A 23,086-nucleotide genomic window follows, 5' to 3' on the forward strand; every position below is an offset into this window, starting at 1 on the left:
TGCGTTGTTTGGATTATCCGGGATATTCGCAGAGTGTCCAGTAACTGTTGAGCGTGGAAACGGCCGAAATGAAGCGGTCCATTGAAAGCGGTTTTAAAATATAGCCCGCTACATTCAGGTTGAAAGCCTCAATTTTGTCGCTGTCTTCATTGGAAGTTGTCATTACAAAAACCGACAAAGAGCTCAGTTCAGGATCCTGGCGGATCTCTTTCAAAAACTCAATTCCACCCATTCTGGGCATATTAAGGTCTAATAGCACAATTCTCGGCTTTGGGCTGTCGGATGAACCGGAGCGTAGCACTTCAAGCGCTTCAATGCCATTTGAAGCCACGATAAGCGGGTTGGAAATATTGTTCTTTTTAAATGCGCGCTTCACATTCATTACATCTACTTCATCGTCTTCAACCAATAATATGGTCATGGGGACTGGGGTTAAGGGGAACATTTTTGTGAAATTCTAGTTACGGAAAGGGTTATGTTTAGAGGGGAATTTCTGCTTCTTTGGCTTCGCTTTTGGGCCAGGTAAATATAAATTTGGTGCCTTCCTTCATGGTAGATTCGATACGGATCAAACCGCCTTTTTCGTCAAGGATCTTTTTAACAATGGCTAGTCCCACGCCTGTGCTCTCTATCTCGTCGCGTGCCTGCAAGGTTTGGAAAATGACAAAAATGCGATCGTGAAATTCGGGGCTTATGCCCGGGCCATTGTCACGAACGTAAAATTTGTACTTAGTGTCTTCCTCCGTCCAGCCCACCGTGATTTCTATTTCAGGCTTATCATTGTATTTAATGCCGTTGGAAATCAGGTTTTGAAGGATTTGGGTCAATGTGATTTTTTCCGTTTCGAGCTCCATGGACATATTTCCATCGAAAACGAAACTGACGGGCTTTTTGCTGTTGAATGTTTCGTGCAGATCTTCCAAAAGAGAACTAATCACAAACCGCTCTTTCACCGTCTTCATCCGGCCCGCTCTTGAATACGATAGAATACCATTAATAAGGCTTTCCATACGGTGAACGCGCCCGCGGAGCAGTTTGAACTGGTCCAGCGTATCGCCTTCGAGCAAATGGCTGATATCTTCTTCAATCCACTCAGAAAGGTTATTGATAGCGCGCAGAGGCGCTTTCAAATCGTGACTTACGACATATGCAAACTGGTCCAGCTCAGCATTGATGCGTTCCAGGTCACGCATGTAGGATTTTAATTTCTTTTCTGCCGAAACGCGCTCCGTAACGTCCGAAAATGTGCCAATGTAGCCAGTCAGCGCATGATCATGGAATTGTTTTGTAAGCGAAACGCCTATCCAGATCTCTTTTTTCTGTGCCGTGAAAACCTTGATGGTCGCATTGATCGTCGATTCCCCGGAACTCAGCATTTCACTGATCTCCACTTGCGAATCGGAGAAAAAATCCATCCAGTTGCGGTTAAGACATTCACTTACCGTGTAGCCTGTGATGGTTTCCCAGGCCTTATTCATGTAAATAATGTTGCCATTCCGATCCAGCTGCACCAAAACTTCGGTAATACTGCTCACCACTTCTTCCAGTCGCTTGTTGGTCAGTTCGGCTTCTTCGGTTTTCTCTGCGGCAATGCGGCTCAGTTCGCGGTTGGCCTTGAAAAGTTCGCCGGAGCTTTGTTCCAGAATAAGCTCCACGCGGCCAAGGTCGTCCTGATACTCAGTATATGCTTGATTTACCGATAACAAAAAGTCCTGCAGATCGGGATGTTCGGCAAGTTCGGGCGGCAGCGATTTCCGGATCTGACGTTTCAGTAACCGGTGATAATTGACGTCCGTAAGTTCGGGCATGTTCATTTTAATATTCTCTGAAAGTTGTAACGGTCATTGTCTGGTTGTGCAGCTCGCACAGCGAATTGCGGTTGAACGGCGCAAGCTCTCCATACGAATAAAAGCCTGTGATCACCGGACTATCCAGCACATCGGATACGCTTTCAACTTCTTCTTCAACCATTTGTTTGAGCACCAGCTTCCTGCCCACACAACTTACCAGAATGGCAAACTCAGGGTTGTTTTTAAGACCTTCCGAAGCGGCCTGGGCGGCTTCTTCGGCGCCGTTAATAAGCCTGTCGTTATTTGCTTTCATCAAACGAACAAATGAGCCCTCGGGAATGTCGCCTGCGAAAGTGAGGCTTTTTTCATCTTCATTAATACCCAAGATCGTCCGCACAACCGGTGCACGATCTTCGCTGTCACGCATGCTAAGCGGGAAAAGTAACCCGGAAGCAGGCAGTTCTTTGGCCTTGTCGCCCAGGAACGATTTGTACAGATCAAGCGCAGGCTCGCCGTCAATTTCAAACAATATATTCTCTTTTGATCTCGTCACACGCCTGTCCAACCCGAAGCTGTCCCATCCGCCCCGCGAACCAAAGCCGATCGTCAGGTTTTCACCATAAAAGCCGATGGCAGCCACCGTCTCACTGGCAATGTTTCCGTCTGGTTCAACGATCACAGTTCTTGCAAAATGCGATCCGTCGCCGGCGAGTCCGCCTGTAAGCGAAACTTCGGAACCCAGCCCTTCAGCCATGCCTTTTACGAGGTCGGTGCCATTTACTTTCAGTCCGTCTGAGACTACAAAAACGTGTTTCAGGCCCTCTTTCGGAAGTTGTGAAACGAGGTTTTTACCGGCTTCAATGCTGCTGAAATGAATGTCTTCCAGCGCAACTTTGGAGCTTTTGACGATTGTATCATCAAATCGGATGGCAGTAATGATGATGGTATTGTCTTTTACGGAGACGTTAGAGATTTCGCCTGCTGTGGAGCAACCGGAAAAAAGAGCTTCGGGATAAAGTGCTGCCAGCTGGGCAATTACATCGCTTTTTTCGAGGAGTTCCCGGTTTCCGAATACAAAAAAGAGTTGGGGTGAAAAGGAAAAGGTGACGTTCGAGGAGGCATTGGTGTACACCAATTGATTGATTTCCATAAAAGATTGATCGGGCTCATGAATTTGATCAACAATTTACAGAAAACTTTTGACTGGCGAATTAATTTTACGCTGAACCAAAAATTTATACTGGTGAAACGAACATTAAGAGAGTGATGGAAACGAAATTCCCTTGATTTTCCTGAATAATTCAACCGCATACAAGTCTGTCATCCCCGAAACGAAGTCGAGAACAGTCTGGATTTTCGCATATTCGTCCGTTTTTGAAGTTATAAACTGCTTGGGAATCAGATCTACCAGCTTGCGTGAATAATGTGAATTATTATTGAGATAAGCAGGGACAAATTCTTCCAGCAAGCCGCCCATCACCTTGTAACCGGCCACTTCGATCTGTACAACGGAAGAATAATTGTAGATTTTATTGACTGAAATCTTCGCAATGTCCTTCATAACAGAGCGGTAAGGCTCCTGGATTGCGTCGATCAGGCCTGAGTTGAAGTCGCCGCTGAGAATAGCATCCTGTTCGTTGTAAAACAACTCGGAACATTGGAAAATCAATGTGCTGATGGATTTAGCCCGTAACAAGCTGATTTTGGCATCTTCATCATCAATTTCCAAAAGGCGGGCTGGCATTTTAGGATCGTTGCAAAGGCGTAGCAACAATGTTTCCACCTCGCCATACGACAATATTTTCAGCCTGTGGGCGTCTTCGAGATCGATAATGTTGTAGCAAATGTCATCCGCAGCTTCAACCAGGTAAACCAGTGGATGGCGCTTGTACACCAATGGTGATTCCGTAACCATATCCAGTTCCAGATCTGCTGCAATCTTTTGAAAACCAGTCTGCTCCGACTGAAAGAAGCCGTATTTTTTAGTGTAAATGTTCGATTTATTATGTCCTGCAATGGACTCGCAGGGATATTTGGCAATGGCTGCAAGCGTAGAGTAGGTGAGTGCAAAACTGCCGTAACCTTTGCCCGCGTAAGGGTGCGTGAGAATGCGGAATGCGTTGGCGTTGCCCTCAAAATGCGTCAGATCAGCCCATTGTGATTCGGTAACCTTGTCGCGATATTGTAAACCGGCATCATTGGTAAAATAATGTGAGATCGCCGCCTCACCAGAATGCCCGAATGCAGGATTACCGAGGTCGTGCGCCAGGCAGGCGGCCGACACAATGTTCCCTATTTCACTGATCAGCGGCAATTTATCATCAATGTTCGGATCGTCCTTTTTGATTTTATTATAGAAAATCCTTCCTAAGGACTTGCCGACACTAGCCACTTCCAAGCTGTGTGTAAGCCGGTTATGGACAAATACGCTGCCCGGGAGCGGGAAAACCTGTGTTTTGTTTTGCAGTCTTCGGAATGGGGAGGAAAAAATCAGGCGGTCGTAATCACGCTGGAATTCCGATCTTGCCTCAGCCGGATCGGCATTGTATTTGTCTTCACTGCCCCACCGTTTCGCCGAAAGTAATTTCTCCCACTTCATTATTCAAGAATTTTAATTGTCGGCAAAACTAATCCCTTTCCGGTAATTAAGGAATAACAGGCGCTGTGGATTGCAATGGGCCGACAACTGGCATTGGTAGTTTCGCAAGTCGGGGCGCTTTTGATTTCTACACGGATTCCATTTGAAGATCTAAATTGAAGATATATGAAAAGGCTTTTAATAATAATCGCATTCTTAGCCAATGTGCTCATCATAAGCACTTCCGGAACATTGTCGGCTGCATCCGGCCACGATTTGGAAGGTCATACAAAAGACGAGAAACTTGCCAAAGAAATGGCGACTGTTGTCACGGCATTTCTCAAATCACTTTCTGCCGACCAGCTTTCAGAAACCAAGCTTCCTTACGACGATCCTGCCCGTTTCGACTGGAATTTTACGCCCCGCAAGCGAAAAGGGATTACTTTCAAGACCATGAGTGAATCGCAGCGTAAGTCGGCCATGGATATGATCAGGCTTGTTTTGAGCCAGGAAGGTTATACCAAAGCCGAGCAGATCATTGACCTGGAAAACGTGCTCAGGGTTGTTGAAACACGCCCTGCTAACGACACTTACCGCGATCCCGAAAACTTTGCATTCCTCGTTTTTGGCGAGCCGGGAAGCGATCCCTGGGGTTGGCGGGTGGAAGGCCATCATTTATCGCTGCACTTCTCATCCATCAAAGGTGAAATTGCTTACACACCGAGTTTTATGGGCAGTAATCCGGGTAACGTCATGGCCAATGTTCCTCAAAAGGGCCTGCGGATCCTGAAAAATGAAGAAGATTCAGCATTTGAACTATTACACTTATTGAATGAAAAGCAGCTAGAAAAAGCCGTTATAGGAAACCCCGCACCCAACGAAATGTTCACTTCCAATTCCAGGAAGGCATCTTTGGAGAAAATGCAAGGCATCCCGATGGGAGAAATGATCGCTACGCAGAAAGCAGCATTCAAAAAACTCATCATGTCATATTTGCAGCGTTACCACGTAACATTAAAAAACCAGCAATGGGCCGAGCTGGAAAAAACCGGCCTCGACAAAATACATTTCGCCTGGATGGGCGATCAGAAAAACATCATCGGATCAGGCCAGGGCCACTATTACCGAATCCACGGCCCCACCTTCCTCATCGAATTTGACAACACCCAAAACAGCGGCAACCACATTCATTCGGTGGTAAGGGATTTGGTAAATGATTTTGGGGAAGATATGTTGCGGAGGCATTATGAGAAGGCGCATTAACTTTGTGTATGATAACAACCCACACCCACCACCATTACTACATTATCAACAAGCCCCCCAATATGGTTTCACAGTTTGTGAGTCCGGATGATGTGGGGTTGCTGGGGGATCTGGCGTTTGAATTTCCGGAAGGGATTCATGCGATTGGACGGTTGGATGGACATTCTGAGGGGCTTTTGATCCTTACCACGAATAAGAGAGTAACCAATCTGCTGTTTCAGGGAGAGGTTCCGCATAAGCGCACTTACTGGGTGAATGTGGGGCATCACGTCAGTGAGGAAACGCTGCATAAACTCAGGACGGGCATTGGAATACGGATAAAAGGCGACGTTGAATATGTGACGTCACCTTGCGAAGTTGAGATCATTCCCAGGCCTGAGATATTAGTGCCACATGCGAGTGAAAGCTGGGAAGGCGTGCCCAACACCTGGCTCAAAATCACATTGACAGAGGGGAAATATCATCAGATCCGTAAAATGGTGCGGACCGCTGGTCACCGCTGCAAACGACTTATCCGGGTCAGTATAGAGGATCTGGAATTGGGAGACCTTGCTGCCGGTGGTGTAAAAGAAATTGAGGAAAGCGAATTTTTTAGGTTATTGAAGATCGATAACTGGCAATAACGAAAACAACCCCGACATGAACTTAATAGGCAACATCATCTGGCTCATCTTTGGCGGATTCATCGTCTTTCTGGAATATATGATTGCCGGGCTGGCGCTCTGCCTGACCATCATCGGCATTCCGTTTGGTATACAATGCTTTAAAATAGGTCTTCTGACGCTATTTCCTTTCGGGCAGCAGGTTAGGGAGGTTCCGGGGAACACCGGCTGTTTATCCACGATCTTCAACATTCTCTGGATTGTGCTGGGCGGCATCTGGATTGCGCTTACGCATCTTATTTTTGGTGTGATCCTTGCCATAACGATTATCGGTCTGCCCTTTGCGCGCCAACATTTTAAGCTGATGAGCTTGTCCTTCACGCCGTTTGGCAAAGAAATTTACTAGTCATTATTTCATTTGACTGTAAAAAACATGAAAGCCATTATAATCTCGCAGCCCGGCGGCCCGGAAGTGCTTCAAATAGAGGAACGGCCAATGCCTCAACCGGCTGCTAACCAAGTCCTGATCAAGGTTTATGCGGCAGGGATCAACCGTCCCGACGTGTTTCAGCGGAAGGGAAATTATCCGCCGCCGGCATGGGCGCCACAGGATATTCCGGGACTGGAAGTTGCTGGAATTATTGAGCAGGTTGGGCATGATGTTGCTGATTGGAAAAAAGGCGATGCCGTTTGTGCATTGCTGCCAGGAGGCGGTTATGCGGATTATGCGGTTGCGCAAGCAGGCCACTGTCTGCCTGTTCCCGGCGGCTTCGATTTCGTGCAGGCGGCTTCCCTTCCGGAAACGGTTTTTACGGTTTGGCACAATGCATTTCAAAGGGGCGGTTTAAAAAGCGGCGACAATTTCCTGGTTCATGGTGGCACAAGCGGAATCGGGATTACGGCCATTCAGCTTGCAAAAGCCTGGGGCGCAAAGGTTTTTGCGACGGCTGGCTCGGAGGAAAAATGCAGTGCTTGCGTTACGCTGGGTGCGGATATTTGTATTAACTACAAAACCGATGATTTTGAAGAAAAGCTGAAAAATGAAGGCATAGACGTCATTCTGGATATGGTAGGCGGTGATTATATTCCTAAAAATATCCGGTTACTGCGGGAAGATGGGCGGCTTGTTTTTATCAACACCATGAAAGGCGGCAAGCTCGAAGGCACCGAAGTAGATTTCGGCATGATCATGAAAAAGCGCCTGACAATCACCGGCAGCACGCTACGCAATAGAAGCGATGAATTCAAAACGGCACTTGCGAAGGAAATAAGGGCGAATGTTTGGCCGATTATAGAAAGCGGAGATTTCAAAACCGTTATAGCAGCTCAATTTCCATTAAACGAAGCCTCAAAAGCACAGGCATTAATGGAAACGAGCGGGCATATCGGGAAAATTGTCCTGGTTAATGATTGGGAGTCGTAACCCAGTTGTCGCTTAATTTCTTATTCAAAATATCTGAAATCTGTTTTGCCTGCGCGTATACCATCAAATGTCCGGCGCCATCGATTGACACATCGGGTTTCACCATTTTTATCGGGATCAATTTATCGGCGGTGCCGTGAATGTGATACAGGTTTTCCAGATTGTCCTGTCTTTTCCAGCTGCCCATTCTTACCAAAGCCCATTTTAAAAAACGGCTGTCGGTGTCGTGTAAAATGGATTTCAGCAGCGATTTCAGCTCGGGTGTATCCGCACCGAAAAATTTATAGGTAAATGTATTGGTTGATTTCAAAAACGGAGCTGCGAATGGGCTTAGTAACAAAAATTTGGTTAACCCCTGATAAAATTTTGAAACCGGGACGCCGGTTGGTGTGCTAGAAATGATGACAATCTGCTCTGGATGAACGATATGTGCAAGTTCTGAGGCGACAATCCCGCCAAATGATAAGCCTACCAACTGGAAGGGACGGGTTGTGTCAATTTGTGAAACGAGCCTGCCCGCATAATCTGTTATACTTTCCTTTTTTAATGGTTCTATCCAATCTATATAATGTACCGCAAAACGGTCGTCCAGTTCCAATTTGCTGAAAACACGTTTATCAGCGCCTAAGCCGCTCAAAAAGTAGAGATTCATTTTATCGTTGTCCGGCGCTGTTGGTCGTTGGTGCGTATTCGCCGTTCCAGCCGATAAAGTATGCTCATTTCCTAAATTTGCTACAAACGATTTTTCTAACGGTCGGTTCGCACCATTTAACGTAGACTGACCGAAAATTTCGGCGCTCCGAACCGTTAGATAGATGGTCAGGCAAATGTGGGAAATGTTGATATTCGAAAGCATAATCGATCTTAAAAGCCAAACGAATATACGTAAGGGACTAAGAAAAAGATTGAGCTACTTCGCGAAATTGAACCTGAGTCCGCCCATAGCCCATCGCCCCGGCATTTTGGATCCCAGCAAGTCGCTGTACCGAACGTCGAATGCATTATCGGCCTGCACAAATACGGCCAGACTGCGGTTCAGGAAAGCATATTCAGCCTTAGCATTGAGTAAAAAATAATCTTTCGAAATGTTCGCCTCAATGGCCGAAGCCGCCCGTTCTGCCCTATTTTTATACAAACCATTCACACTGAACGAAAACGCGGAAATCTGGTAAATCGCAGAAAAGTTACCCAGGAATTTGGCGTGTGACGAGACGTAGAATGAGGGCTCAACATTGCTGCTTTCGCTGTTCAGCCAGGTTAACCCTGCATTGAAAATGACTTTTTGATTGGCAGAAATTGTATTGAATGTTTGAAAATCAAGTTCAAAGCCGGTTGTGTTCACTTCCGCAATGTTCAATGCAAGTCCAAAAGTCCCGGTGGGTGAAAGGTTGTCTTTGCGCGGCATCTGGGCATACGGCGTTGAAACATAATCGATCAGGTCGTTTTGGAGCCTTTGGAAAAATGTGCCTGAAATTTTCAGCTGATTGGTGCTGCTATTAGTCAAAAACCAATCGGCGCCCGCTTCATAACTGAATGATCTTTCCGCTTTTAATGCAGGATTGCCCACATTTCCGCCCGTTACCAATGCTTTTTGAAAGTTATTAAACCGCTCTGTAAAATCGGCATCCCGGATCGTTTTGCCTGCGCTTCCGCGTATTTGCCAGTTTTCTTTTCTGTAAGATAAATTAATCTGCGGCACCACTTCCGAACCAATGCTTTCCCGCCAATCCAATCTGACAGAAGGCGTTACAGTGAAATCGGAACCGATATTTTGTACCAAAGAAATAAATGGTGCGAGCTGGCTCAGCGAATGATCGCCACGGTCATTGGAGGCAATGTTGCGGTTCTGGTAATTGAGTCCGGCGATCAGGTTCGTGCTTTGGGTAAATGTTTGCTGCCAGGTCAGCAAGCCCTGCCACAGTTGTGATTTGCTGTCATTCGCAATGGAATGCGGGTTAAACATATACTGATCCCTTACAAATTTATAGCCTCCATCGAGCGTGATGGCCGTTTTAGCTTTCCTATAACCGATTTTAATCTGATTCCAGGAAGTTTTTACCTTCTCACTGGCCGTGTCGGATTTTAAAGCTGTGTAGAAATTCTGAGCAGCGAAATCCCGGTGATCATAGGAACTTCTCACGGCCACATTCAAGTTCGGGGAAAGTGCGTAGTTCAGGGATAGGGATGCGGTGTTGTTATGAAAGTATCCTTTTATGCCACGCTGCTGAACGCCTGAGGCATTATTTGATAAAAAACCACCTGAAACCGCCAGTTTATTTCTTTGAACGAATGCGCCGACATTTGCATTTCTTAACCCATATTCTCCACCCGTCAATGCTGCATTAATGCTCGTTTTTGTTGTTTCAGCAGCATTTTCAGCACCATTACCTGACTGTAACCGTGCTGCAAATGTTTTGGAAATAACATGGATCACACCGCCCACCGCATCGGAGCCATAAATAGCCGAAGATGCGCCTTTCAAAACTTCAATCCGTTCAATTTCAGCAGGAGAAATTGGGATATAAGCATTGAAATGGCCGGTGTTGGGATCATTCAATCGTAAACCATCCAGAATGATCAGGACTTGCTGAAACGTTCCACCGCGTAGCACAATGTCACTCTGCGAACCCATCGGCCCGCGTGCCTGAATTTCCACGCCCGGCACATAACGCAGCAGATCATCGATGCTGTGCACGGGCAGGTTTTGGAAATACTCCCCTTTAATAACAGCAATGTTACGGCCGGTTTGCGAAGCGCGCTTTTCAACAAGAGAGGAAGTGACAGTAACCGGGTCAAGCGAAATATCCTGCGCATAAAGCGGATGCAAAATGCCTAATAAACTAATAAGTCCAAGGCTTGTAAAAACAAAAATTGCCGGGCTTTTCAAAGCCCGGATCAGAAGAGAAAGGATAGTTGTCATCATGGCTGAGATATCAGAATCAAATATATTTTTTACAAACTTACTATCTTGCCGGACTGTTAACATGCTCCGGTTTTAAGTTTATGAGTAGTCCGGTTGAAATCCCATTCCAAAGTATTGTGACCATTGACCGGCAAAATGAGACGCCGGTTTATCTCCAAATTTCGCGTCAGATGATCAATGCGATCCAGCGCGGCGTGCTTTATACAGGTGCCAGATTGCCCGGAACACGGTCATTGGCTGAGATCTTATCGGTTCATAGAAAAACCGTGGTGGCCGCTTATAATGAACTCGATGCGCAGGGGTGGATCGAACTTCGGCCGAACAAGGGGACATTCGTCACCCAAAAATCACCTGCAATTGCTGATAGTCCGGCGTCTTTTAATGCTGATTATCTTGTCAAATATCCTCAAAAAACGGGTTTTGCATTTGAAGAAAGCATGCTGCTGGACAGGCCGGTTTCCGTTTCCAAAGCCGAGCTGGAATTCACCGACGGTCTTCCCGACGTGCGCCTGGCTCCCATGGACAAGCTGGCAAAAGCCTATTCCAGCGTTTTAAGGCGAAATAATAACCGCAAATTGCTCGGTTACTCGCATGTGGAAGGCAATGCGTTTTTCAGGACGAAACTGGCTGATTACCTGAATAATACGCGCGGCTTGCATATTGGCAAAGAGAACATTATCACCACGCGAGGCATTCAAATGGGCATTTACCTGGCCTCCATGCTGCTCCTCAAAAAAGGCGATCACGTGGTGGTGGGTAACCTGAGTTACTATACTGCGAATATGATTTTCCAACAGGCCGGGGCCAACATTATTTCGGTTCTGGTGGATGAGCATGGCATATCGGTGGAAGCAGTGCGGAAGTTGTGCGAAACAAAACGGATACGGATGCTTTACATCACACCGCATCATCATTATCCCACAACGGTGACGCTGAGCGCGGAGCGGCGCATGGAATTGCTTAATCTTTCGGTGCAATATGGCTTCATTATCCTGGAAGACGACCATGATTATGATTTTCACTATAATAGCAGTCCGGTTTTGCCGCTTGCAAGCGCCGATCCGGCGGGAATGGTGGTTTATATCGGCTCATTCTGCAAAGCGCTGGCGCCCGGACTGCGCTCCGGCTACATTGTGGCGCCGCAAAACCTGATTACGGAACTGGGGAAATTTCGGAGGATCATCGACCGCCAGGGAGATCTGATGATGGAGCAGGCATTGGGTGAACTTTTGGATGAAGGAGAAATTCAGCGGCATATCAAGAAAGCACAGAAGGTTTATCATCAGCGACGCGATCTTTTGGGAACATTACTGCAAGCAGATTTCCAGGAATATCTCCATTTTAAAACACCTCCCGGCGGCCTGGCGATCTGGACAGAATGGCGGAAGGATGTTAATCTAATGCGCCTTAGCAAGAACTGTTTGAAACAAAACCTGCATTTACCACAGACACTACTCTTCCAAACCGGCCAGCTGAGTGCTATGCGGCTTGGATTTGGGAATCTGGATGAAGGAGAAATCCGGACGGCGGTTGAAATCCTGAATTATTCAATTAATTTGTGATTTAATCATATCCTTCTGGTTTTCACTTTGCTTTCTTCCCAACATATGAATAAGAGAACCTTTATTAAACTTTCATCCGCATTAATGACAGCTCCATTATTTACACCATTAACCGGCTGGGCAAACACCGATAAATTGAAAAACTGGGCAGGGAATTTAGAATACAGCACGCAAAAGCTGGATCAGGCGAAGAATCTGGCACAGGTTCAGGACATTGTGAAGAAATATCCAAAGCTTAAAGTGCTGGGAACCAAGCATTGCTTCAATAACATTGCGGACACTAAGGATCAGTTTATTTCCTTGGTAAATGCGGAGGAGCAGATGGTTTTGGATGAAAAAAACAAAACTGTAACCGTGAATTCCGGCATGAAATACGGACAATTAAGTCCCTATCTGCATCAAAAAGGGTTTGCGCTGCATAATCTGGCATCCTTGCCGCACATTTCGGTTGCGGGTGCCTGCGCTACGGCCACGCACGGTTCCGGGGATAAAAATGGTAGCCTGGCGACTGCGGTTTCGGGAATGGAGATCGTTACAGCGGCGGGTGATGTGATGCAACTGAGCCGTAAAAAGGATGGGGAGAAATTCAATGCGGCCGTTGTAAACCTGGGCGCTTTGGGCGTGGTGACGAAAGTGACACTGGATATTGTGCCGACATTCATGATGGGGCAGTTTGTGTATGAAAACCTGCCTCTGAACCAACTGAAGGATAATTTTGAAAAAATAGAATCGAGCGGATACAGCGTGAGCTTGTTCACAAACTGGCAAAGTAACGACATTACGGAGGTTTGGGTTAAGCAAAAAATAGAAGACGGAAAGCCGTTGAAAGCAGAAAAAGAATTCTTCGGCGCGAAACTGGCGACTAAAAACCTGCACCCGATCCCAGAACTGTCTGCCGAAAACTGCACCGAGCAAATGGGCGTTTCCGGTCCCTGGTATGAGCGCATGCCGCATTTCAAAATGGGCTTTACTCCCAGCAGCGGTGTGGAGCTGCAATCAGAATTTTTTGTGCCCAGAAAAAACGCGGTGGATGCGATTATGGCCATTTCCAAGCTGGGAAGCCAGGTCGGGCCGCATTTGCTAACTTCTGAAATACGAACTATCGCGGCGGACAATTTCTGGATGAGCCCTTGTTATAAGCAGGATTCTGTGGCGATTCATTTTACGTGGAAGCAGGAATGGGACGCCGTGAGCAAGCTGCTGCCAGTCATTGAGCGTGAGCTTGCGCCCTACAATGTGCGTCCGCATTGGGGAAAGCTGTTTTCGGTTTCGCCGGATCTGCTTGCAAAGCGTTATGTGAAAATGGAAGAATTCAAGGAGCTGGCCCAGGAAATGGATCCGAAAGGGAAATTCAGGAATGACTTTCTGAACCTCAATATTTTCAGAGTTCGAAAAATTAATAGGCCTTTCGGTGAATGATTACGGCCCTTTATTTTGTTCTCTAATAGTCCGCTATGAATATTTTATGCTGACCAACATTCGTTGTGTAAGCGTGGATCAACACCTTGTAAACCAAATAAAATAATGGCAGCAAAATTGAGGGAACTTCCGAATGCAGGAGAGCCGAATATGGCCGAGCCGGCAGCGGCACGGGAAATTACATCCGATAAGATCATTGAATTATATATGCACGATTGCCTGGAACAGAATAAAAAGCCGGAGTCGGTTTACCTGTTCTGCAAGCGGCATGGCATTGTCGAGAAGGAATTTTACAAACATTTCTCTTCAATCGAAGCAATTGAAAAAAGCGTTTTTGTGAGCTTTCACAGACTGGCCGTTAACCTCATGAGACAAAGTGGCGATATGCCGTCGCTTGGTTTTCGGGATAAGCTTTTAACTTACTATTTTACTTATTTTGAGATACTTACGGCAAACAGAAGTTATGTTGTATTTGATCTCAAAAGTGAAAAGAACCGTTTGGCTGGATTAATGAAGTTGAAAGATTTCAGGAGTCAGTTTAAATCGTTCGTTAATGAAATCAGCGAAGGTTATCTGAAATCCAAAAGCGAGCGGATCCGCAAGGCGCAACAGGATGCATTGGAAGAAGGTGCGTGGATACAGTTTATGGTAACCCTCAAATTCTGGCTGGATGACGAGTCTATCGGCTTTGAAAAAACAGACCTTTTCATCGAAAAATCAATCCGCGCGACATTCGATCTGATCGACATTACGCCGCTGGAAAGCGTTATCGATTTTGGTAAATTTCTCATCAAAGAAAAGTTAAAGTAGGAATGGAAACAATTGACAGCATCCCTACTTCGAAAATTCAGCGTGCAACCAGATTGATTTCGACCGGTGTAAAAATCGGGGGTAACTATTTAAAATATTACGGTGAGAAAATCACCAATCCTGAATCGGCGCGGGATAACTTGAATACAAACAACGCTGAGGATATTTACGACGGACTTAAGAACCTGAAAGGCAGTGCCCTAAAAGTGGCGCAAATGCTGAGTATGGAGAAAAACTTCCTTCCGCAAGCTTATGTGGAGAAATTTTCTTTGTCCCAATTCTCCGTTCCGCCGTTGTCGGCTCCGCTGGTTGTGAAGACATTCAGAAAGTATTTCGGCAAATCGCCGCTTGATCTTTTTGATTCCTTTGACGCTAATGCGATCAATGCTGCGAGCATTGGCCAGGTGCATAAAGCGACGAAAGACGGCAAGGATCTGGCTGTGAAAATCCAGTATCCGGGTGTTGCGGAGAGCATTTCTTCGGACCTGGCGATGGTGAAACCGATTGCGATGAGCATGTTCAACATTCAGGCGAAGGATTCTGATAAATATTTCAAGGAGGTGGAGACCAAGCTGACGGAGGAAACCAATTATTATCTTGAAATAGCCCAAAGCACGGAAATTGCCGAGGCCTGCGCACACATTCCTAACCTGCGTTTCCCAAAATATTATCCGGAATTATCCTGCGAAAGGGTGATTTCAATGGATTGGATGACGGGCAAGCATTTGTCGGAATTCACGAAAACGAATACGGACCAGAATCTGGCCAACAAGATCGGGCAGGCGCTTTGGGATTTTTATATGTTCCAGGTGCATCAGTTGCGAAAAGTGCATGCCGATCCTCATCCGGGCAATTTTCTGGTAGACGATGCCGGGAACCTGATCGCCATTGATTTTGGGTGCATTAAGGAGATTCCGGAGTCGTTTTACACGCCTTATTTTGAGCTGGCAGAGCCGGATAAGTTGAATGATCCTGAGGTTTTCTATTCAAGAATGGAAGCGCTGGAAATTCTTTCGAGCAAGGACACGCCTCAGGAAACGGTTTATTTTTCGAAGCTTTTTAAAGAGATTTTATCGTTGCTAACCCAGCCGTTCCAGTCGGATACATTTGATTTTTCGGATGAAATATTCTTTGGAAAACTGGCAGAATTGGGTGAGAAATATGCAAATGATAAAGAACTGCGCAAAATGAATGTCAACCGCGGTTCAAAACATTTTATTTACATCAACCGCACGTTCTTCGGGCTTTTCAGCTTGTTGCATGATTTGAAAGCGACCGTGGAAACGAAGCAGTTGGTGGCATAAAATATTGATTATCAAATTGTTCAAACCGGCGAAAGACTAAGCATCTTCGTCGGTTTTCTTTTTAGGCTTACGCTTGTTCACAAGCCTGAACAGATTGTTATTCGCCTGTTCCGGCGTTTGATCTCCCAGTAAAATTCCCCAAGGTTTCAATCCATCAATCCGGTCAAAGACCACTTTCATCATCGCAATTGCCGGGATGGATAGGAACATTCCGGACAATCCGGCCAAGGCGCCACCCACCAGCACGCCCACAATCGAAACCAACGCATTGATCTTGACCTTGGAACCAACAATGAGCGGCACCAGGAAATTGTTGTCAATAAACTGAACAGCAATAAATACGCCCACAACGCCCAGCAATGTATGCGCATCGGGATGGCTGATAAACGTCACCATAACCGCCAGCGCTGTTGCCACAAGTCCGCCAATATAAGGGACAAGATTTAAAATCGCGGCCATGATGCCCAAAAGCATCGCATACTGAACATTCAATAGCAGCAGCCCTACCGAATTCAGCACCGCAACAACAGCCGTTTCCAGCAGCAAACCCACCATATAGCTTTGAATAATGGCTTTGATCTCGCTAAGCACTTCCAGCACGCGCGGCTTATGCTTCTCTGCAAACAGGACGACCATAAAATGCAGCAGCATCGTACGGTAATAAAGGAGCAAGAATGCGTATATAGGGATAAGGATCAATGTTGCGAGCGGTCCCGTAACCACGCCGAGCGTCTCGGCACCCTGGAAATTTTCGAGCGTTTTTGTCTGGGCATTTTTGAGATATTCGGCCTGTTTGCTATAACTGACGCTATATTCCCGCCGTATCCAGCGCCGCGCATCCCTGTAAAACTCATTAATGTTCCGCTTCAATTTCGGCCATTCATCCGAGAAATCTGAAAGTTGCATTGATAGCAGGATCGCGACGCCGGACACAAGCACGACCGCAAGTAACACCGCCAGGGTGATCGCCAGCACCTTATGCATCCCCAGCCGCGTCAGCCAAGCCTCCACCGGCCTGAGCAAAACCGCAATCAACCCTGCCAAAGCCAGAGGGACAATAATATCCTGACCCAGATAGATTCCCAGCATGATGAGGCCTATGGCCAGGAGGGAGTAGGTAAGCTTTTCGTGGAAGGGGGCGGGGGTGAGGGAAGTCATTTCAATTGTTTAGTGACTCAATATAATGTAAAAAAGAATCTTCTTGGAAAATGTTTCAAACCAACCGCTTCACCATAAACACGCTATGCCCGATCTCCTCATTCTGCCCGGGTTTTTCGGCGTTGGTGTAGCCTAGTTTTTGATACATTGCGATGGCTTGGGGCTGGCCAGTGCCGGTTTCCAGGACGGCATTTTTGTAGCCTAGTTCGATGGCCCATTGTTCCAGTTCGCGTACCATGGTGGAGGCGATGCCTTTGCCGCGGAACGCCGGAACGACAAACATGCGCTTTAACTCTATCGTGCTTTCGTCGTAAATCTTGAAACAGCCGCAGGCTACGACCGTATTATTTTCGTAAGCAAGAAGCACGGTTGGCAGATTGGTAATGCGGTTATAGTCTTCGTAATCAGCCTTATTGGTATTGTAAATAGCGCAAAGTTCGTCGTCCAGCTGGTCGGTTAGCTTTTTGAAATCGGGGTTTTCGCTGTTTGTTCTGATCATTGGTCGCGTGTCGGGAAATGGATCGCGAAATTAGAGGATTAATAGCAGATTATTGTTTGTCCAATTTGGTCAGGAAATCATTTGCGTGCTGCAAATGTGCTTTTCGCTTTCCTTCATCCATGTTGTCGAATGTGCGGATGAGCATACCCAAGCGTGGGTTTTTCAGGAAGAATTTTCTGTTTTTATCCATAAACCGCCAGAAAAGTCCGTCCCAGGTTTGCTGCCAGTCGCCTTTGGGGAAGTCGCTCATTTTCATCAGATAATTACTGCCGCTAATGTAAGGCTTGGTTGCTAGTAATCCACCGTCTGCGAATTGGCTCATTCCGTAGACATTAGGGACCATTACCCAGTCGTATGCGTCAATAAAAAGCTCCATAAACCAGCGATAAACGTCATCAGGGTCGAATTCGCATAATAGCATGAAGTTTCCCAGCACCATTAAGCGCTCAATGTGATGGCAGTAACCGATATCGAGGACTTTCCTGATAACAATATCAACCGGCTCGATGCCTGTTGTGCCGGTCCAGAACGTTTCAGGGATTTTGCGTGTATAGCCCCAATAATTTCGCGTCCGCTCTATGCTGCCTTTGTATTCGTAAACCCCATGCATAAACTCCCGCCAGCCAATGATCTGCCGGATAAAGCCTTCCAGTGAGTTGAGCGGAATATCATGTTTTCGCGCATACTTTATGGTTGCGTTTATGACTTTTTTAGGCGTTAGTAAGCCTGTATTGAGCATGGGCGTCAACACGCTGTGATGGAGAAAATGTTCTGAAATCACCATGGCATCCTCGTATTTGCCAAATTCTTCAAAACGCTTTTCCATAAACTGATCGAGCCAGGCCTCGCTTTCTTCGGTGGTGATCGGGAAGCGGATTTCGTCGGGAATGTCGCCGTAATTGTCCTTATAATGTTGCCCGACGTAACGTTTCGCTTCGTCATAATGCTCATTTGAAGCCGGGAAATGAATAGTTGGCGGCATTTGTTTTTTGGGGAATTTTAATCGGTTTTCCGTATCAAAACTCCATTTGCCACCTTCCGGGTCACCGTCTTCGTCCAGCAGGATCTTGTATTTTTTGCGCTGAGCACTGTAAAAATCTGCCTGGAAATATCTTTTCTTGTTCATGAAATACATTTCCAGATCTTCTTTGGAATTCACGAACATCGGCGTTTCAAACTCGATCAGCTCGATATTGTTCATCTTTGCAGACGTTGAAAGTCGTTTTTGGAGCCAGTTATCGGTAACATTCACATAGAAAATTTCTTCAACACCCTTTTTTTTAAGCATAGGAACCAGTTTCCGGACATCAGCCAGCAGATCCTGCGCGTCAATGTAATGCACATTTAATTTCTGGCTTTCTAAATGCAGCTTGTAAGCCTGCATCGAAGCGCGGTGGAAGAATAATTTGTGCTTGTGAAATGAAAATTGGTTGAAATATAGATCCTCTTCCATCAGAAAAACCTCTCTTCCCGCTGCAACAGCCGGATGGGGATGAAACAACTGATGTGGAAAAATTAACGTAATTGCCTTCATTTGCTATTCATTATCGATACATGCCGACCAACTTCCTTACTAAAACCATGCGAATCCTTGCATTCTTGCTCTTAACCTGTTTTGTTTCTGTTTGTTCTGCTCAAAACAGCTTCCGAGTCGTTCCTTTGGGGGTTAGGGGAGGCGGGGATGATGGAAACCTGTCGGCCTACATGGTCGCACCGGTAAATTCCAATGCTTATGTTTGCTTGGATGCGGGGACTGTGACGAATGGGATTTCCAAAGCATTGACAAACAAGGCGTTCTCAGTTGCCGCGGATGTTGTTTTGAGAAAATATATCAAGGCTTATTTGATTTCCCATCCACATTTGGATCACGTTTCGGGCATGGTGATCAATTCGGTGGAAGACACGGCGAAGAATGTTTATGGCACAGAATATTGCATTGAAACGCTGAAAAGCCATTATTTCAATTGGAAAAGCTGGCCTAACCTGACGAACGAAGGTGCGAGTCCGGCTTTGAAAAAGTATAGTTATAAAATGCTTGGTGAGGATCAGGAAGTTGATATTGAGCAGACGGAAATGTCCGTGAAAATATTTAAACTAAGTCATTCCAATCCATACGAAAGCACTGCATTTCTAATCCGGAAAGGCGAAAAATATGTCCTGTATTTTGGTGATACAGGTCCTGACGAAATTGAGAAGTCTGATAAAATGCAGCAGGTCTGGAAGGCGGTTGCGCCGCTGGTGAAGGCAAAACAGTTGGCGGGAATATTTTTAGAAGTATCTTATACTAACAAGCAGCCGGACAGACAATTATACGGACATTTAACGCCAAAATGGCTGATGAAAGAATTGAATGTGCTGTCAGAAATCTCAGGCGCAGGAAGCTTGAAGGGCCTGAATGTAATTATCACACATATGAAGCCAACGGCAGATAATGAGTCGCAGATTAAGGCGGAATTAGCGAGTGATAATGCGCTTGGATTAAACCTTATTTTCCCGGAACAGGGCAAAGCATTTGAATTGAAATAACAACTTCCGGGCCGAAATAACATGCACCCGGAAGTTGAAAGCATTATTTTTTAGCAGGAACCGGCGTCGGATGCACAGGCACTTTGAGCTCCATTCCGAGCTTTTCGTTGAATTTTTCTATCAAGTAAGCGGAAAGCAACGGAGAAGCCTCTTCATGATTTTGGTGGACAAAAAAGTAAATGTTCTCAATTCCTTCTTCCACCCACAATCTCAATCGCTCAAACCAGTCATCCAGCCTCGTATAATCGGAATCCACATTGGCACCATTATAACGCACAAATGCAGTCGGCGTGGTCAGGCGCATGTGCAGTAAGTCGCGGCGACCGGCGGAGTCTGTGACAATGTGGGTAATGTTATTTTTTTCCAAAACCTCGTAAAGCTCGTCGCTGTTGAATGAGCCGTCGTACCAGCCTGTGTGGCGTAGTTCCAATGCAAGCGGGAAGCCGGAAGGCCATTCTTCCAGGTATGCTTTCAAAACGTCCCAGTTTTTCGGGCCGAAATTGTCGGGCATCTGGAGGAAGAGCATGCCCAGTTTTTCCTGCAAATGTGCGATGCCATCCAGATACACTTCTGTGGGCTCTTTCGCATCTTTCAGGCGTTTCCAATGGCTAATGCCCTGGTGCAGTTTCGGGAAAAACCGGAATTCAGCAGGCGTTTTGTTATACCAGCTTTCGATCGTTTCTACGGGAAAGTTGTTATAAAAAGTCGCATTCAGTTCAATGCTGTTGAATTGAGTTGCATAGTAACCGAGCTCATCCTTTGTTCCTTTCGGATAAAAACTTTTTAAATCTGCCTTGTTCCATTTAGCACAACCAATGTAAATATTCGGCTTGCCTTTCTTTGCGTCGTTCAACAATTGCTTGTTAGCAGCCGCATCGTCCGGCAACTTAAAATCAACATCTTCTGGATTATCAACTTTCCCGAATTTCATGGTCTAATGTCTAAAATGGATCAATGATATATATAAAGAAGAATTTCCGTCGGTTTAAACCGACGGAAAAATCTCATGAATTATCGGCCGAAATCGTCTTGGACGCGAACGATATCGTCTTCATCGGATGGATTTGCGGCATCTGTATGTTTCCAGATTTCTGCCACAAAACCCCATTCGTCAACCCCTACCAAGCGATGACGCTCTCCTTTTTGCAGTTCCACAACTGTCCCGATCGGCAATTGGCGCAATGGTGTTTCTTCGTCTGTATCGCTGATCACAATGCCCGCATTGCCGCCAATTACCTTCCAAATTTCAGCGCGACGGTGATGATACTGCCAGGAAAGACGTTTATTAGGCGCTACAACCAATATTTTAGGGCTCAGTTTTTCGTAACCTGCAAAATCTTCAAGCGACAAATGAGGGAAGAATGTGGATATGAATTTCGGAGCTTCCGTTTCTTCCAAAACAAAAAAACCGCCCCACGGCCGCGAATGATCCTTGCTTACAACAGTGAAACCCTGTTCGTCGATAAACTGCTGAACTTTGGCAAATACAACATCCTTATCGGCTGTCGCGGTGAAAGATTGTATCATAAATTGTGATGTTGGTAAAATCAGTGATGGTTTCAAAATTAGGATAAAAAACAAAAAGATGCCCCAAAATATTCAGGGCACCTTTTGAATTATATCTACTAACTTATATTATTTGTCCCACCAAACTTTGGTAGTGAAGTCGTCAGGTAATGTTGCCCCGGTTTGGTAATTCGGGTTTCCTGCCACTTCGTTGGTTGGGTAGCGAAGTCTTACCGGGATTGTTCCGCCTGTTACATTGCCTGGATAGTTGGTTGGTGTCAATTTAGGGAATCCCGTTCTTCTCCAGTCGGACCATGCTTCCCACCAGTTGAAGAATTTGTTCACCCACATTTGCTCACCGATCATTTCAAGGGCTGGTTTTGTAACGCCATAAGGATAGGTCGTCAGATATTTGGCAGCCGCTGCATCGGACACGGTCAGGGACGCGTCGAATGGCGTGTACATTTGCATAGAAGCCTTCACGCCGGCCTCATAATGTGATTTGGCTGTGCCTGCAATGCCGGTTCCAATCTTTCTCTCAATCGCCTCAGCAAGCAGGAACTCCACTTCGCCATAATTCATGATCTGGTAAGGATCAGAATCCTGCAACATTTTTGAATTAATTCTTGAATAGGTTGTAGAGACATCGATCGGCTTTTTGTTTTCCAATTTTTCAAGCATCGCCAGATCATATCCGTTAGGCATTCCTTTTTGCTTCACCGGGTCCGTAATCACCGTTCCGCTGCCTATTCCGCCGCTAATGATCATCAAACGCGGATCATCATCTGTGGCAACAGCCGGGTTCGCACCTTTCAGGAAATTAACCAATGTCGCACTTAAATAAGTAGGCTGACCGCCATCACCCGCATCAAACGCACGCGAAATACCGTTCTGATTCACCCACTCGCTCGGGCCATCGGCCATTTTCACCCACACATTGTCTGCATTGCTTGTGAAAACACCTCCCGCAGCTGCTTTGGTTACGTAAGTTGCCGCTTTGGCCGCATCCACATTAGAAATACGCATTGCCAGGCGAAGCATTAAAGAATAACCCCATTTTTTCCATCTGGCAATGTCACCGTTGTAGATGAAATCCGCTGCTTTGAACCCCTCATCCGGATTGGAAGTGCTTAATGCTGCTGTTGCCTCATCGAGCTCTTTCAGCAAGTCGGCGTAGATTACATCCTGCGTATCATATTTTGGGAAAAATATGCCTTCAATGCCTTTATTTGCCTCCGAATAAGGAATGTTTCCATACAAATCCGTCAGACGGGCAAAACTGAATGCACGGAGGATCCGGGAAGCTTCGCGCGTGTTTTTGTATTTACCTTCCGCAAAACCGCCCGGTCCGGACTGTTTCAGAATCTCAGCAATGTTTTTGAGCTGATCATTGTAAGTAAATTCAAATGGCGCAGCGTTTGTTTCCGCATTAACGGTGTATTTATCGCCAGGCGCAATGCCGCCGCCCGAGTTGGCCAGGTGCTGAATGGCATAGGAAAACATGCCGATGTTAGTCCGCCAGTCGATGTAGCGGTTGTCGCCCGTTGTACCATTGGAGGCAATGCCCAGTTCAGCCGACGTAAAAATGAAGTTCAGATTTACTTCGTTCAGGGCCTGCGGGTTAATGTTCAGATCGTGCAATTGCTTGGTATCACATCCTGTCACCAAGGCCACTGCCAATCCGTATTTGATATATTTTTTCAAATTTTTCATCTTTGGTAAA

21 protein-coding genes are annotated in these 23,086 nt (G+C 46.1%); 9 read left to right on the plus strand and 12 right to left on the minus strand.

Annotation, left to right across the window (positions count from 1 at the left end):
- Positions 1 to 13: 13 nt before the first annotated feature.
- The 4 genes from NFI80_RS20900 to NFI80_RS20915 form a co-directional block, all read right to left on the minus strand.
- The gene (locus NFI80_RS20900) at positions 14 to 421 is read right to left on the minus strand and encodes a response regulator (RefSeq protein WP_233798871.1); all 408 of its coding nucleotides are present in this window, start codon (positions 419 to 421) and stop codon (positions 14 to 16) included.
- A 58-nt stretch (positions 422 to 479) separates the two neighbouring features.
- Positions 480 to 1,808, minus strand: coding sequence for a sensor histidine kinase (locus NFI80_RS20905; RefSeq protein WP_235166174.1), 1,329 nt, complete (start codon positions 1,806 to 1,808; stop codon positions 480 to 482).
- 7 nt (positions 1,809 to 1,815) lie between these two features.
- Positions 1,816 to 2,940: an FIST signal transduction protein gene (locus tag NFI80_RS20910; RefSeq protein WP_235166175.1), complete on the minus strand. Its 1,125-nt coding sequence runs from the start codon at positions 2,938 to 2,940 to the stop codon at positions 1,816 to 1,818.
- 105 nt (positions 2,941 to 3,045) lie between these two features.
- Complete coding sequence (locus NFI80_RS20915) at positions 3,046 to 4,389, minus strand: deoxyguanosinetriphosphate triphosphohydrolase (protein ID WP_235166176.1); 1,344 nt, start codon at positions 4,387 to 4,389, stop codon at positions 3,046 to 3,048.
- A 165-nt stretch (positions 4,390 to 4,554) separates the two neighbouring features.
- Here NFI80_RS20915 and NFI80_RS20920 point away from each other — a divergent pair, with 165 nt between their 5' ends.
- The 4 genes from NFI80_RS20920 to NFI80_RS20935 are packed head-to-tail and all read left to right on the plus strand — an operon-like array spanning position 4,555 to position 7,656.
- Complete coding sequence (locus NFI80_RS20920) at positions 4,555 to 5,631, plus strand: DUF3500 domain-containing protein (protein ID WP_235166177.1); 1,077 nt, start codon at positions 4,555 to 4,557, stop codon at positions 5,629 to 5,631.
- 8 nt (positions 5,632 to 5,639) lie between these two features.
- Entirely contained in the window at positions 5,640 to 6,254 is a 615-nt protein-coding gene (locus NFI80_RS20925) for a pseudouridine synthase (protein WP_235166178.1), read from the plus strand.
- 16 nt (positions 6,255 to 6,270) lie between these two features.
- Positions 6,271 to 6,639, plus strand: a complete 369-nt coding sequence (locus NFI80_RS20930; protein WP_233798865.1) for a YccF domain-containing protein — start codon at positions 6,271 to 6,273, stop codon at positions 6,637 to 6,639.
- A gap of 27 nt (positions 6,640 to 6,666) precedes the next feature.
- A complete protein-coding gene (locus NFI80_RS20935) occupies positions 6,667 to 7,656 on the plus strand; it encodes an NAD(P)H-quinone oxidoreductase (protein WP_235166179.1) in 990 nt (329 codons plus the stop codon).
- On the opposite strand, the gene NFI80_RS20940 is transcribed toward NFI80_RS20935, so the two are convergent.
- Positions 7,637 to 8,512: an alpha/beta fold hydrolase gene (locus NFI80_RS20940; protein ID WP_235166181.1), complete on the minus strand. Its 876-nt coding sequence runs from the start codon at positions 8,510 to 8,512 to the stop codon at positions 7,637 to 7,639. The two genes, NFI80_RS20935 and NFI80_RS20940, sit on opposite strands and share 20 nt — an antisense overlap.
- 54 nt (positions 8,513 to 8,566) lie before the next feature.
- Positions 8,567 to 10,579, minus strand: a complete 2,013-nt coding sequence (locus NFI80_RS20945) for a TonB-dependent receptor plug domain-containing protein (RefSeq protein WP_235166182.1) — start codon at positions 10,577 to 10,579, stop codon at positions 8,567 to 8,569.
- 80 nt (positions 10,580 to 10,659) lie between these two features.
- On the opposite strand from NFI80_RS20945, the gene pdxR reads away from it, so the two are divergent.
- The 4 genes from pdxR (at position 10,660) to NFI80_RS20965 (ending at position 15,674) form a co-directional block, all read left to right on the plus strand.
- Complete coding sequence (gene pdxR, locus NFI80_RS20950) at positions 10,660 to 12,141, plus strand: MocR-like pyridoxine biosynthesis transcription factor PdxR (RefSeq protein WP_235161512.1); 1,482 nt, start codon at positions 10,660 to 10,662, stop codon at positions 12,139 to 12,141.
- Between the two features lie 45 nt (positions 12,142 to 12,186).
- The gene (locus tag NFI80_RS20955; protein WP_445438753.1) at positions 12,187 to 13,560 is read left to right on the plus strand and encodes a D-arabinono-1,4-lactone oxidase; all 1,374 of its coding nucleotides are present in this window, start codon (positions 12,187 to 12,189) and stop codon (positions 13,558 to 13,560) included.
- A gap of 105 nt (positions 13,561 to 13,665) precedes the next feature.
- On the plus strand, positions 13,666 to 14,370 hold the full coding sequence (locus tag NFI80_RS20960) for a TetR family transcriptional regulator C-terminal domain-containing protein (RefSeq protein WP_235166184.1): 705 nt from the start codon (positions 13,666 to 13,668) through the stop codon (positions 14,368 to 14,370).
- 2 nt (positions 14,371 to 14,372) lie between these two features.
- Positions 14,373 to 15,674 carry an ABC1 kinase family protein gene (locus tag NFI80_RS20965; RefSeq protein WP_235166185.1) on the plus strand — a complete coding sequence of 434 codons (1,302 nt, stop codon included), beginning with the start codon at positions 14,373 to 14,375 and terminating at the stop codon, positions 15,672 to 15,674.
- Between the two features lie 36 nt (positions 15,675 to 15,710).
- Here NFI80_RS20965 and NFI80_RS20970 read toward each other — a convergent pair whose 3' ends face one another.
- The 3 genes from NFI80_RS20970 to NFI80_RS20980 are packed head-to-tail and all read right to left on the minus strand — an operon-like array spanning position 15,711 to position 18,865.
- Positions 15,711 to 16,832, minus strand: a complete 1,122-nt coding sequence (locus tag NFI80_RS20970) for an AI-2E family transporter (RefSeq protein WP_235166186.1) — start codon at positions 16,830 to 16,832, stop codon at positions 15,711 to 15,713.
- Between the two features lie 55 nt (positions 16,833 to 16,887).
- A complete protein-coding gene (locus tag NFI80_RS20975) occupies positions 16,888 to 17,331 on the minus strand; it encodes a GNAT family N-acetyltransferase (protein WP_235166187.1) in 444 nt (147 codons plus the stop codon).
- A 49-nt stretch (positions 17,332 to 17,380) separates the two neighbouring features.
- Positions 17,381 to 18,865, minus strand: a complete 1,485-nt coding sequence (locus NFI80_RS20980) for a cryptochrome/photolyase family protein (protein ID WP_235166188.1) — start codon at positions 18,863 to 18,865, stop codon at positions 17,381 to 17,383.
- A gap of 47 nt (positions 18,866 to 18,912) precedes the next feature.
- On the opposite strand from NFI80_RS20980, the gene NFI80_RS20985 reads away from it, so the two are divergent.
- Positions 18,913 to 19,857 (plus strand): MBL fold metallo-hydrolase, encoded by a 945-nt coding sequence (locus tag NFI80_RS20985; RefSeq protein WP_252172077.1) that lies wholly within the window; start codon positions 18,913 to 18,915, stop codon positions 19,855 to 19,857.
- 43 nt (positions 19,858 to 19,900) lie between these two features.
- On the opposite strand, the gene NFI80_RS20990 is transcribed toward NFI80_RS20985, so the two are convergent.
- From NFI80_RS20990 to NFI80_RS21000, 3 genes are all read right to left on the minus strand, one after another.
- On the minus strand, positions 19,901 to 20,788 hold the full coding sequence (locus NFI80_RS20990; RefSeq protein ID WP_235166192.1) for a DUF72 domain-containing protein: 888 nt from the start codon (positions 20,786 to 20,788) through the stop codon (positions 19,901 to 19,903).
- Between the two features lie 80 nt (positions 20,789 to 20,868).
- Positions 20,869 to 21,384, minus strand: coding sequence for a cupin domain-containing protein (locus tag NFI80_RS20995; RefSeq protein WP_233798851.1), 516 nt, complete (start codon positions 21,382 to 21,384; stop codon positions 20,869 to 20,871).
- A gap of 108 nt (positions 21,385 to 21,492) precedes the next feature.
- Positions 21,493 to 23,076 (minus strand): SusD/RagB family nutrient-binding outer membrane lipoprotein, encoded by a 1,584-nt coding sequence (locus NFI80_RS21000; protein WP_235166194.1) that lies wholly within the window; start codon positions 23,074 to 23,076, stop codon positions 21,493 to 21,495.
- Positions 23,077 to 23,086: the final 10 nt, after the last annotated feature.

It is taken from the genome of Dyadobacter chenhuakuii (assembly GCF_023821985.2).
Lineage (GTDB): Bacteria > Bacteroidota > Bacteroidia > Cytophagales > Spirosomataceae > Dyadobacter > Dyadobacter chenhuakuii.